Origin of the sequence: Pseudomonas sp. LFS074, from assembly GCF_047978165.1 — a bacterium.
GTDB lineage: Bacteria > Pseudomonadota > Gammaproteobacteria > Pseudomonadales > Pseudomonadaceae > Aquipseudomonas > Aquipseudomonas putida_P.
Map to the genome: position 1 here is coordinate 564,242 of NZ_JBFPFV010000002.1, position 11,532 is coordinate 575,773.

11 protein-coding genes, 5 tRNA genes and 2 pseudogenes are annotated in these 11,532 nt (G+C 61.6%); 6 read left to right on the forward strand and 12 right to left on the reverse strand.

The features are described from left to right. The first annotated feature begins 1 nt into the window (after position 1). Positions 2-1,381: a dihydrolipoyl dehydrogenase gene (lpdA, locus tag ACNQP3_RS20705; protein ID WP_264316436.1), complete on the forward strand. Its 1,380-nt coding sequence runs from the start codon at positions 2-4 to the stop codon at positions 1,379-1,381. 243 nt (positions 1,382-1,624) lie between these two features. On the opposite strand, the gene ACNQP3_RS20710 is transcribed toward lpdA, so the two are convergent. After that, a complete protein-coding gene (locus tag ACNQP3_RS20710; RefSeq protein ID WP_264316437.1) occupies positions 1,625-2,623 on the reverse strand; it encodes a diguanylate cyclase in 999 nt (332 codons plus the stop codon). A gap of 91 nt (positions 2,624-2,714) precedes the next feature. Then, a complete protein-coding gene (locus ACNQP3_RS20715) occupies positions 2,715-3,593 on the reverse strand; it encodes a LysR family transcriptional regulator (RefSeq protein WP_264316438.1) in 879 nt (292 codons plus the stop codon). A 121-nt stretch (positions 3,594-3,714) separates the two neighbouring features. On the opposite strand from ACNQP3_RS20715, the gene ACNQP3_RS20720 reads away from it, so the two are divergent. The 3 genes from ACNQP3_RS20720 to ACNQP3_RS20730 are packed head-to-tail and all read left to right on the forward strand — an operon-like array spanning position 3,715 to position 4,982. Then, positions 3,715-4,449: an AzlC family ABC transporter permease gene (locus tag ACNQP3_RS20720; RefSeq protein WP_264316439.1), complete on the forward strand. Its 735-nt coding sequence runs from the start codon at positions 3,715-3,717 to the stop codon at positions 4,447-4,449. Then, on the forward strand, positions 4,446-4,772 hold the full coding sequence (locus ACNQP3_RS20725) for an AzlD domain-containing protein (protein ID WP_025340115.1): 327 nt from the start codon (positions 4,446-4,448) through the stop codon (positions 4,770-4,772). The genes ACNQP3_RS20720 and ACNQP3_RS20725 overlap by 4 nt, the downstream gene beginning before the upstream one ends. A gap of 54 nt (positions 4,773-4,826) precedes the next feature. Further along, positions 4,827-4,982, forward strand: coding sequence for a hypothetical protein (locus tag ACNQP3_RS20730; protein ID WP_413470052.1), 156 nt, complete (start codon positions 4,827-4,829; stop codon positions 4,980-4,982). A 40-nt stretch (positions 4,983-5,022) separates the two neighbouring features. Here ACNQP3_RS20730 and ACNQP3_RS20735 read toward each other — a convergent pair. Together ACNQP3_RS20735 and phnN are read right to left on the reverse strand one after the other, a co-directional pair. Next, positions 5,023-5,099, reverse strand: a tRNA-Arg gene (locus ACNQP3_RS20735). A gap of 111 nt (positions 5,100-5,210) precedes the next feature. Further along, a complete protein-coding gene (phnN, locus tag ACNQP3_RS20740; RefSeq protein WP_264316440.1) occupies positions 5,211-5,804 on the reverse strand; it encodes a phosphonate metabolism protein/1,5-bisphosphokinase (PRPP-forming) PhnN in 594 nt (197 codons plus the stop codon). Between the two features lie 345 nt (positions 5,805-6,149). Here phnN and ACNQP3_RS20745 point away from each other — a divergent pair, with 345 nt between their 5' ends. Beyond that, a complete protein-coding gene (locus ACNQP3_RS20745; protein ID WP_012273554.1) occupies positions 6,150-6,476 on the forward strand; it encodes an Arc family DNA-binding protein in 327 nt (108 codons plus the stop codon). 96 nt (positions 6,477-6,572) lie between these two features. Here ACNQP3_RS20745 and mgtE read toward each other — a convergent pair. Beyond that, a pseudogene (gene mgtE / locus ACNQP3_RS20750) lies at positions 6,573-7,802 on the reverse strand (magnesium transporter); the annotation flags it as partial. Between mgtE and ACNQP3_RS20755 the strand changes: the two are divergent. Continuing rightward, on the forward strand, positions 7,801-8,520 hold the full coding sequence (locus tag ACNQP3_RS20755; RefSeq protein ID WP_243567400.1) for an autoinducer binding domain-containing protein: 720 nt from the start codon (positions 7,801-7,803) through the stop codon (positions 8,518-8,520). The pseudogene mgtE and the gene ACNQP3_RS20755 sit on opposite strands and share 2 nt — an antisense overlap. On the opposite strand, the pseudogene ACNQP3_RS20760 reads toward ACNQP3_RS20755, so the two are convergent. The 7 genes and pseudogenes from ACNQP3_RS20760 to ACNQP3_RS20790 form a co-directional block, all read right to left on the reverse strand. Beyond that, positions 8,481-8,735: pseudogene (locus ACNQP3_RS20760) on the reverse strand (magnesium transporter); the annotation flags it as partial. The gene ACNQP3_RS20755 and the pseudogene ACNQP3_RS20760 sit on opposite strands and share 40 nt — an antisense overlap. 515 nt (positions 8,736-9,250) lie before the next feature. Beyond that, positions 9,251-9,327 (reverse strand) — tRNA-Arg (locus ACNQP3_RS20765). Positions 9,328-9,400: 73 nt separating this feature from the next. Then, positions 9,401-9,477, reverse strand: a tRNA-Arg gene (locus ACNQP3_RS20770). A gap of 71 nt (positions 9,478-9,548) precedes the next feature. Further along, positions 9,549-9,625, reverse strand: a tRNA-Arg gene (locus ACNQP3_RS20775). Positions 9,626-9,731: 106 nt separating this feature from the next. After that, a tRNA-Ser gene (locus ACNQP3_RS20780) sits at positions 9,732-9,822 on the reverse strand. Between the two features lie 72 nt (positions 9,823-9,894). Beyond that, positions 9,895-10,083, reverse strand: coding sequence for a carbon storage regulator CsrA (gene csrA, locus ACNQP3_RS20785; protein ID WP_003254503.1), 189 nt, complete (start codon positions 10,081-10,083; stop codon positions 9,895-9,897). Positions 10,084-10,248: 165 nt separating this feature from the next. Beyond that, entirely contained in the window at positions 10,249-11,484 is a 1,236-nt protein-coding gene (locus tag ACNQP3_RS20790; RefSeq protein WP_013973645.1) for an aspartate kinase, read from the reverse strand. Positions 11,485-11,532 lie beyond the last annotated feature (48 nt).

An 11,532-nucleotide genomic window follows, 5' to 3' on the forward strand; every position in this document is an offset into this window, starting at 1 on the left:
CATGCAACAGACTATCCAGACTACCCTGTTGATCATCGGCGGCGGCCCTGGCGGCTACGTGGCTGCCATCCGCGCCGGGCAACTGGGCATACCCACCGTGCTGGTGGAAGGCCAGGCACTGGGCGGTACCTGCCTGAACATCGGCTGCATCCCGTCCAAGGCGCTGATCCACGTGGCCGAGCAGTTCCACCAGACCTCGCGCTTTGCCGGCCCGTCGGAGCTGGGCATTAGCGTCTCCTCGCCGCGCCTCGACATCGGCCAGAGCGTGGCCTGGAAGGAAGGCATCGTCGACCGCCTGACCACCGGCGTCGCCGCCCTGCTGAAAAAGCACGGGGTCAAGGTGATCCATGGCTGGGCGAAGGTGCTCGACGGCAAGCAGGTCGAGGTCGATGGCCAGCGTATCCAGTGCGAGCACCTGTTGCTGGCCACTGGCTCCAGCAGTGTCGAACTGCCGATGCTGCCGCTGGGCGGGCCGATCATTTCCTCGACCGAAGCCCTGGCGCCGAAAACCCTGCCGCAGCACCTGGTGGTGGTGGGCGGCGGCTACATCGGCCTGGAGCTGGGCATCGCCTACCGCAAGCTGGGCGCACGGGTCAGCGTAGTGGAAGCGCGCGAGCGCATCCTGCCGACCTACGACAGCGAGCTGACCGCACCGGTGGCCGATTCGCTGAAGAAACTGGGCATCACCCTGCACCTGGGCCACAGCGTCGAGGGTTACGAAGGCGGCTGCCTGCTGGCCCGTGATGGCCAGGTTGGGCAACTGCGCCTGGAAGCCGACCAGGTGCTGGTGGCCGTGGGCCGTCGGCCGCGCACGCAAGGTTTCAACCTGGAGTGCCTGGACCTGAAGATGAACGGCGCCGCCGTCGCCATCGACGAGCGCTGCCAGACCAGCATGCGCAATGTCTGGGCCATCGGCGACGTGGCCGGCGAACCGATGCTGGCGCACCGGGCCATGGCCCAGGGCGAGATGGTCGCCGAGATCATCGCGGGCAAGGCACGCCGTTTCGAACCCAGCGCGATCGCCGCGGTGTGTTTCACCGACCCGGAAGTGGTGGTGGTCGGCAAGACCCCGGAACAAGCCAGCCAGCAAGGGCTGGATTGCATCGTCGCGCAGTTCCCGTTTGCTGCCAATGGCCGGGCCATGAGCCTGGAATCGAAAAGCGGTTTCGTGCGGGTGGTGGCGCGCCGTGACAACCACCTGATCCTGGGTTGGCAGGCGGTTGGCGTGGCGGTTTCCGAGTTGTCGACGGCGTTTGCCCAGTCGCTGGAGATGGGCGCGTGCCTGGAGGATGTGGCCGGCACCATCCATGCCCACCCGACACTGGGTGAAGCGGTACAGGAAGCGGCACTGCGCGCCCTGGGCCACGCCCTGCATATCTGACACTGAAGCGGCCCAGGCCGATTTGGCCCGCAGCGCCCAAGGCGTTGCGGGTCTTTTTTCATTCGGGCCTTACGGCGGTCCAAGACGCTGAAGCTCGCGCGACCGCTGTAGGAGCGGCCTTGTGTCGCGAAAGGGCTGCGTAGCAGCCCCGGCAATTTGTGCATCCTCGCTGAAACCCTGGGGCTGCTTCGCAGCCCTTTCGCGACACAAGGCCGCTCCTACAGGGGATCTGCGCCAGGCGGCCTATTCGGCTATCGCGTTCTTGCCAGCATCTTTGGCCCGGTACAGCGCCGTGTCGGCACGCGCCAGCAGTGCATGCTGGTCCTCTCCTTCCTGCCATTGCACCACGCCGTAACTCATGGTCAGCCGGCAATCGCCCACCGGCTCCACCTGCACCATCGCCTGGCGCAAGCGTGCTGCCACCTCCAGCGCCTCGCCCAGCGAGGCCTGCGGCAATACGATGACGAACTCGTCCCCACCCCAGCGCGCCAGCAGGTCCTGCTGCCGCAGGCAGGTATGCAGAACGTCGACCACCCGCACCAGCGCCGCATCGCCACGGGCATGGCCATAGCGGTCATTGATCGGCTTGAAGTCGTCCAGGTCCATGGCTATCAGCGACAACGGCTGGCGAAAGCGCTTGGCACGCTCGCACTCCAGTTGCAGCGCCTTCTCCAGCCGATAGCGGTTGGCAATGCGGGTCAACGCGTCGCGCTCGGCCAGCTCGCGGTTTTCATCCAGCTGCCGCTGCAACTGCTGGTTCACCCAGGACAGCTCGCGGGTGCGTTCGGCCACCTGGCTTTCCAGCGACTGGTTCCTCTGCTCCAGTTGCGCCACCAGGCGCTTGTTGGCGTCGATGTTGCGGTGGGCACCGAGCATGCGCGCCACCGAGCCGTCCTCGTTACGGGCGATGATGTGGCCGCTGTCTTCGATCCACAGGTAGCTGCCATCGTGGCAACGGCAGCGGTATTCGACCAGGTAGTGCTCGTTGCGCTGGTTGATGTACGCCTCGAAATGCGCCATCACCCGCGAGTAGTCCTCCGGGTGGATCACGCTTTCCCAGGTGAGCACCGAGTTGGCCATGGAGTGACTGGGGTAGCCGAGCATGGCGTACCAGCCCGGGTTGCGATAGACGTAGCCGGTATTGGCATTCCAGTCCCAGATACCATCGCTGATCAGATCGAACAACGTATGCAACTGCTGTTCACTGAAGCCGGCGGGTACCGGCCGGGTTTCCTGACTCATGGACGCTCTCCCTGGCTCCTGGCGCACCCGAACAGAATAGCCCCGACGCCCTGTTTTTGCGGCGCTGAGGACAGGCATGGATCGAGGACGCTCAAGCCAACTGCAACAGCGCCTCCTCCACTGCGGCAACCACCTGGTTGCCCTTGGCACCCGGCAGCCGCCATGCGGCGATGGTCATGCCCAGTGGCACCGCGCGGTCGATGGGGGCGACCAGTTCGCCGCTGTCGAGGTAGCGTTGTACCAGGCTTCTGCGCCCTATCAGCACCCCGGCGGCCAGCAAGGCTTGCTGCAGGGCGATCGAGTACAGGGAAAAACCCGGCCCACGGGCAACGAACTCTTGCCCGGGCATCACCGCCCCCGTCCACACCGCCCAGTCGTTCCAGCCCACATCGGCGATGCAACGGGCGTCGGCAAGGTCCTCGGGCTTGGCGATGCTGGCGGCCAGGGCCGGCACGCACACGGGCAGGACTTCTTCCGTGGCTATCCTGCGTTGCCAGCGCTCGGGCTTTTCGGTGTAGAACAGGCACAGGTCGAACGGGCTGCGTTTCAGGTTGGGCGGCTCATCCACCGCCGTCACCGAGATCTCGATGGGTGCCAGCAACCGGGTCAGTTCCGGCAGGCGTGGCCCTATCCACAACTGCGCCAGGGCAGGCGATGTGACGATATGCACCCGCTGCGGTGCGGCCAGGCGGCGCAGTGTGCGTGCAGCGGCTTCGACCGCGTCGAACGCCTCGGTGAACTGGCCTTTCACGCTTTCACCCAAGGGCGTCAGGCGCACGCCTTTGGCATGGCGCTCGAACAAGGCTGCGCCATATTCGCTTTCCAGGGTCTTGACCAGGGCGGCGATGGCCCCCGGGGTCACCTTCAGCTCGAGTGCGGCACGGGCAAAACCGCCCAGGCGGGCTGACGCTTCGAAGGCACGCAGGGCATTGAGCTGCAGCGAGTGCCGGGTAGGAGTATCGAGGTACACGGTTTAAGGCCTATTTTTTTTAGGCCTACTATTCCAGAAATCTGACGTTGAGGCCAACTGTCGCGCGCATTAACGTGGACGTACCGCCCTTGCACCGTCTGCACTCTTTCAAGGATTTCAAATGCCGTATCCAAACGGGACCCAAGCGTTCAGGCAAGGTGCCCACAGCGCCCTGCCATTGACCTCCGGCATCGTGCCCTTCGGCCTGATCACCGGGGTCACGGCGATCGGCATGGGCCTGTCGCCAACCGATGCCATCGGCATGACCTTGCTGTTCTACTCCGGCTCGGCGCAAATGGTGGTGATGCAGTTGATGCAAAGCGCCGCCCTGCCGGTGACCATGGTGGTCACCGCGCTGGTGATCAACCTGCGCTTCCTGATGTACAGCGCCAGCCTGGCCCCGCACCTGGGCCAGCTGCCGCGCCGCCAAAAGTGGCCGATGGCGTACATGCTGTCAGATCAGTCCTTCGCCTTGTGCACGCTGAAGATGGGCTCGGGCGGGCTCGGGCAGTATGCCTACCCCTACTATGCCGGTACGGCAATCACCATGTTCTTCGGCTGGAACCTCTCGGTGCTGGCGGGCATGTACCTGGGCGCGAGCATTCCTGAAGACTGGTCGCTGGGCTTTGCCATTCCATTGTCATTCCTGGCCCTTTTGATACCCGGCATTCGCAATGCGGCCACGCTTGGCGCAGCGCTGACCGGCGGCGTGCTCGCCGTGCTGGCCGCCAACCTGCCCTACAACCTCGGCCTGCTGGCTGGCGCGCTGGGCGGCATCATCGCCGGGCTGGCCATCGAGAGCTGGCAAAAACAGCAAACCGTGGCAGACGCCAATACCGAGCAGGAAGCATCATGAGCGAAACGACCCAGTGGATAACCTTCATTCTGATAGGCCTGGGCACCTTCGCCATCCGCCTGTCGTTCATCGAGTTGCACACGGTGCTGCGCATCCCCCCACTGTTTCGCCGCGCCCTGGCGTATGTGCCGGCCAGCGTGTTGGCGGCATTGGTACTGCCGGCCGTGGTATTCCCCGACCGGCAGGCAGGGTTCGACTGGATGAACCCGCAGATACCAGCGGCGATACTGGCCGCGCTGGTGGCGTGGCGTACGCGCAGCACGATGCTGACGCTGATTGTGGGCATGGGAGTGCTGTGGGCCTTGAAGCATTTGGGGATGTAGCCCTTTCGCGACACAAGGCCGCTCCTACACGGCCAGCGTCAGCTCGGCGGCTTCTTGAAGTATCAGACCGCGCTGGCCTTGGCCAGGTCCAGCGAGCGTGTCTCGGGCGCCATCAGCCAGGTGCAGAGCAGCCCGACCATTGAAATGCCAAACGCCACGATCATGGTGTTGGCAATGCCGAGCGACTACAGCGACGTGGGCACCAGGTAGGTGCCGATGGCGGCACCGATACGCGACAGGGAATAGGAAATGGCGTCCCAGGCAGGAATTGAACCTGCAACCTTCCCCTTAGGAGGGGGATGCTCTATCCAATTGAGCTACTGAGACGCAAGTACCGGCAGCGGACGCTGCACAGCAGGACGGCCAGCATGTTAACCAGCATGCTGGCGTTTGTCATGCCTCATGCGGGCTTTTTCGCGTAATCCTTTTCTGCCAATGCTACACCTGCGGCAGCACGCCTTCATCACGCAGCAGCGCAAACAATGCCGCGACCGCGGTTTCCAGGGTGGTGGAGTTGTCCAGCACATGCAGCGACGGATCGGCCAGCGCCTGCAAGCGAGCATTACGTGCCAGGCGCTGCTCGACTTCCTCTGCGCTTTCCCGGCCGCGGGCCACCAAGCGCTCGCGCAGCACCTCGTGCCGGACCTCGACCAGCACTGCCAACAGGTTCGGGTAGCGCCGACGCGCCTCGGCCAGATAAGCCCGCGAACCATTCACCAGCACCGCCCTGCCCTCCGCCAGCCACTGGTCCACCTGCAGTGGAATGCCGTAATCCAGGCCATTGGCTCGCCAATGCATGGCGAACGCGCCTTGCGCGCGCAGTGCTTCGAACTGTTCGGCCGTGACTCCATGGGCGGCTTCGCCCTTGGCTTCGGCCGACCGGGTAATGACGCGACGGGCGATTTCCACCCCGGCGGCTGCCAATCGCTCACGAGAAGCATCGATCAGGGAATCTTTCCCGGAACCCGACGGTCCTACCAGATATATCAACCGACCTGTCCCTGATTGGCGGTCGCTTGCGTCATGTTGCATAGCCACTATGCTCTATGGAGGGAAACCGGCACATTCTAGGGGCTTTCCCAGCCTTTTGCTGCTTTTTACCAGTTTTTGACGGCAAAAGTCTGACGATTGGACAAGTCGGAACATGTAAAACTTTTCAAACCAGTACTCATTTCTGATAATTGGTACTGGCACAAAGCCTTTATCCGGCTCACTATTTGTCACAGAATTGACGCCAAGGAAACGGCGACCATGAGGCAAGATGAGCATCCATTTTTCACAGACGGTTGAACATTTCGTCGTCGCCACGGTCGTACTACCACCCCGTGCGGCCAATTTGAGAACCGCTTCCCCTGAACCAAAATCCGGTCAATTTATATGCGCCCAATGAAACAGGCTATTTATTCGAGCCGCACCGCTGACAAGTTCGTCGTCCGCCTGCCAGACGGGATGCGTGAGCGCATTGCCGAGGTAGCGCGCAACCATCACCGCAGCATGAACTCCGAAATCATCGCGCGCCTGGAACAGAGCCTTATCCAGGAAGGTGCGCTGGGTGACGAGTTGAGCATGCGCCTGGACAGCCCTGAACTGTCCCTGCATGAACGCGAGTTGCTGCAACGCTTCCGCCAACTGTCGCACCGCCAGCAGAACGCGCTGGTCGCCCTCATCGCTCACGATGTGGAAATGGCTACCGACGCCTCCTGAGGTTTGCAGCCGAACATGAAAAAGCCAGCGTAAGCTGGCTTTTTTGTGGATGGTGATCCTGCAAGAGACGCGATCCGTTTGTTTGGGGACCGCGGGCTACAGCAGGAACAGCGTGGCCAGCCCGAGGAAGATGAAGAACCCGCCGCTGTCGGTCACCGCGGTAATCATCACGCTGGAGCCCATCGCCGGGTCGCGTCCCAGGCGCGTCAGGGTCATCGGGATCAACACTCCCATCAAGGCCGCCAACAGCAGGTTCAAGGTCATCGCCGCAGTCATCACCAGGCCCAACGACCAGCTGCCATACAGCCAGAACGCCACCGCGCCGATCACCCCGCCCCAGATCAGGCCGTTGAGCAGCGATACCGCCAGCTCCTTGCGCATCAGGCGGCTGGTGTTGCCCGGCGACACTTGGTCCAGCGCCATGGCGCGCACGATCATGGTGATGGTCTGGTTACCGGAGTTGCCACCAATACCCGCCACGATCGGCATCAGCGCAGCCAGGGCCACCAGCTTCTCGATCGAACCTTCGAACAGGCCGATCACTCGCGACGCAACGAAAGCAGTAATCAGGTTGATGGCCAACCAGGCCCAGCGGTTGCGCAGCGAACGCCAGACCGAGGCGAAGATGTCTTCTTCCTCGCGCAAACCGGCCATGTTCAGCACTTCGCTTTCGCTTTCTTCACGAATCAGGTCGACCATTTCGTCGATGGTCAAGCGGCCGATCAGGCGTTCGTTCTTGTCCACGACCGGCGCAGATACCAGGTCATAACGCTCGAAGGCCTGCGCCGCATCATAGGCATCTTCCTCGGGGTGGAAGGAGACCGGGTCGGTCGCCATCACTTCCGCCACCTTCTTTTCCGGGTCATTGACCAGCAGGCGCTTGATCGGCAATACGCCCTTGAGAATGCCGTCATAGTCGACCACGAACAGTTTGTCGGTGTGGTTCGGCAGCTCTTTCAGGCGGCGCAGGTAGCGCAACACCACTTCCAGGCTGACGTCTTCGCGGATGGTTACCATCTCGAAGTCCATCAGCGCACCAACCTGCTCCTCGTCGTAGCTCAGCGCCGAACGCACGCGCTCGCGTTGCTGGGCATCGAGGGTTTCCATCAGCTCGTGAACAACGTCACGCGGCAGCTCAGGAGCCAGGTCGGCCAGCTCGTCGGCGTCCATTTCCTTGGCGGCGGCGAGCAGTTCGTGATCGTCCATGTCGGCGATCAGCGATTGCCGCACGGCGTCGGACACTTCCAGCAGGATGTCGCCATCGCGATCCGAGCGCACCAGCTGCCAGACCGTCAGGCGGTCTTCCAGAGGCAAGGCTTCGAGGATGGAGCTGCGCTGGCAGGACGCCTACCATCAATTCAGCGCCGCGGAGAACGAGCAGCAGCTCTTCCAGCGGATCGCCGCGTATTCGAAGCGCCTGGGCTTCGAATACTGCTGTTACGGAATCCGGGTGCCGCTGCCCGTGTCGAAATCGGCCGTCGCGATCTTCGACACCTATCCGGACGGCTGGATGGCGCACTATCAGGCGCAGGACTACATCAAGATCGATTCGACGGTCCGCGACGGTGCGCTCACCACCAACATGATCGTCTGGCCGGACGTCGACGAGGTCGCGCCATGCCCGTTGTGGGAAGATGCGCGCGAGGCCGGGTTGTCGGTCGGCATCGCGCAGTCGAGCTGGGCCGCGCGCGGCGCGTTCGGCCTGCTGAGCATCGCGCGCCATGCGGATCGCCTCACGCCTGCCGAAATCGACATGCTCACGCTGCAGACCCACTGGCTCGCGAACCTGTCACATTCGCTGATGAGCGGCTTCATGGTGCCGAAGCTCGCGCCAGCGGCAAGCGTCGTGCTGACGGCGCGGGAACGCGAAGTGCTGTGCTGGACCGCCGAAGGCAAGACGGCATGCGAGATCGGTCAGATCCTCGGCATCGCGGAGCGGACGGTGACTTTTCACGTCAACAACGTCCTCGTGAAGCTTGGCGCGACCAACAAGGTGCAGGCGGTCGTCAAGGCGGTCTCGGCGGGGCTCATCGATATGTTCTGAATGTAGGCGATGTCGGCGGGGTGCAGGTCATCGAGCTTGCGCTGCAGCTCGACGAGGTTCTGGCGGTGGACCAGGTTTTCCACCAGGTCGTTGTGGGCGCCTTCCTGACGGTGGGTCAGGTCTTCGACCACGCGCTGGCGTTGCAGCAGTTCGACCACCTGGGCCAGGCGGTCCTGCAGGCTTTCCTGCGCTTTTTTTACTTCTACTTCAGTCATAGGCGAACTCCACTCCCAGCAGCGGAGCACGCCGGGAGAATCAATCGGTCAGATCTTTCTGTATGAATCTTGTTAGCGAGTAACTACTGGGTAAGTCCATGGTGGTTTTCCACAAGCCCCGGCGGGGCTGACGGGCGCAATCATACACTGCTAAAGCTGTCAGATCGCTTAAAATTTTGGCCAGAACAATCGTTTGCGTGATAAAGCTGGGACAACGCTCGAAGCTATCAGTGCGACGGTGGGTCTGGCGGTCAAGTTACATTTGTTGTGTGCCTGGATGTGTATGCGGTGCCTGATCGATACTGGGGCTGCTTTGCAGCCCATCGCGACACAAGGCCGCTCCTACAAGGGATCGCGTACTTCTGTAGGAGCGGCCTTGTGTCGCGAAAGGGTCGCGCAGCGGCCCCAAAGGCACAGGCTCAATCTACAGAAGAGCTTAGATCGACATCACCAACAATTCATTGGCGCAGAAAAACAAAAAGCCCGCTCATTTGAGCGGGCTTCTTGATTTGGTGTGGCGGACTCAGGAGGATTCGAACCTCCGACCGCTCGGTTCGTAGCCGAGTACTCTATCCAGCTGAGCTATGAGTCCGTGGTGGTATTTTTTAGACCAGGTTACCACTGGTTGGTTGAAGTGCCTTTGCAAGCAGAGCCACTTCAAAAAGTGGCGGACTCAGCAGGATTCGAACCTGCGACCGCTCGGTTCGTAGCCGAGTACTCTATCCAGCTGAGCTATGAGTCCGCGATGGTAGTTTTAGACCAGATTACCACTGGTTGTTTGAAGCAGCCTTGCAAACAAAGCCACTTCAAAAGTGGCGGACTCAGGAGGATTCGAACCTCCGACCGCTCGGTTCGTAGCCGAGTACTCTATCCAGCTGAGCTATGAGTCCGTGTCTTGCCGCGCATTATAGGTCGCTGAAACATTTTTGCAAGAACTTTTTCGTTTAAAATCAACTACTTAGCGTTCTTACTGTTTACAGCGCCCTAAGCGAATAATGGCGGTGAAGGGGGGATTCGAACCCCCGATACCCTTATGAGGTATACTCCCTTAGCAGGGGAGCGCCTTCGGCCACTCGGCCACCTCACCGCAACACGAGGCGAATATTAAACAGGCTCTTCCTCGTTTGCAACCCTTTTTTTGAAAAAAACTTCAAAAAAATTAAAGGCTTGGCTCCTCGTCCTTCTCTTTCTTGATCCGCAGGTAGATTTCCTCGCGGTGCACAGCCACTTCTTTCGGGGCGCTGACGCCAATACGCACCTGGTTGCCTTTGACGCCAAGCACCGTCACGGTGATCTCGCCGTCTCCAATGATCAGGCTCTCGGCGCACCGACGAGTCAGAATCAACATAGCTTTCTCCTTACGCAAAACATTCAGGGGTAACAGTCTTGGGTGTCGCGGCCTGGTCGTGGACGACGACCAGGGCCCGGTTACTCGCCACACAGGGCAGGACAGGCCTGTGTGGCGAGCAGAAACGCGAAGGGCGCGGCAAGCCGCGCCCTTCCAGGCAGCGTATTACTCGCTCTGTCGTGCCGGAGCGTCGAGCTCGAACGCGGTGTGCAGCGCGCGTACGGCCAGCTCCAGGTACTTCTCTTCGATCACGACCGAAACCTTGATCTCGGAGGTGGAGATCATCTGGATGTTGATGCTCTCCTTGGCCAGGGCTTCGAACATGCGGCTGGCAACACCGGCGTGCGAACGCATGCCGACGCCGACGATCGAGACCTTGGCGATCTTGGTATCGCCGATCACTTCACGGGCACCGATTTCGCGGGCAGTGTTTTCCAGCACGCTCTGCGCCTTCTCGTACTCGTTGCGGTGTACGGTGAAGGTGAAGTCGGTGGTGTTATCGTGGGCAACGTTCTGCACGATCATGTCGACCTCGATGTTCGAGGCGCTGATCGGGCCGAGGATCTTGAAGGCCACGCCCGGGGTGTCCGGCACGCCGCGAATGGTCAGCTTGGCTTCATCACGGTTGAAGGCGATACCGGAAATGATCGGCTGTTCCATGGATTCCTCTTCATCAATGGTAATGAGGGTACCCGGACCCTCCTTGAAGCTGTGCAGCACGCGCAGCGGAACGTTGTACTTGCCGGCGAACTCCACCGAACGGATCTGCAGCACCTTGGAACCGAGGCTGGCCATTTCCAGCATCTCTTCGAAGGTGATCTTCTCCAGGCGCTGGGCCTGTGGCACAACGCGCGGGTCGGTGGTGTAGACGCCATCGACGTCGGTGTAGATCTGGCACTCGTCAGCCTTCAGCGCAGCCGCCAGGGCCACGCCCGTGGTGTCGGAGCCACCACGGCCCAGGGTGGTGATGCTGCCGTGCTCGTCGACGCCCTGGAAGCCCGCTACCACGACCACGCGGCCTTCCTTGAGGTCGGCACGAATCTTCTGGTCGTCGATCTGCAGGATGCGCGCCTTGTTGTGCGCGCTGTCGGTGAGAATGCGCACCTGGTTGCCGGTGTAGGACACCGCTGGCACACCACGCTTGATCAAGGCCATGGTCAGCAAGGCAATGGTGACCTGCTCACCGGTCGACACGATCACATCCAGTTCACGCGGAACCGGCTGATCGGTGATCTGCTTGGCCAGGTCGATCAGGCGATTGGTTTCACCGCTCATGGCCGACAACACAACCACCAGGTCGTCGCCCGCCTCACGGTGTTTCTTGACCTTATCGGCTACCTGCTCGATCCGCTCGATGGAACCGACAGAGGTGCCGCCAAATTTCTGTACGATCAACGCCATTTCAATGGTGCCTCAGCCCATACAGGGCCCCAAAAAACAATCCAACAT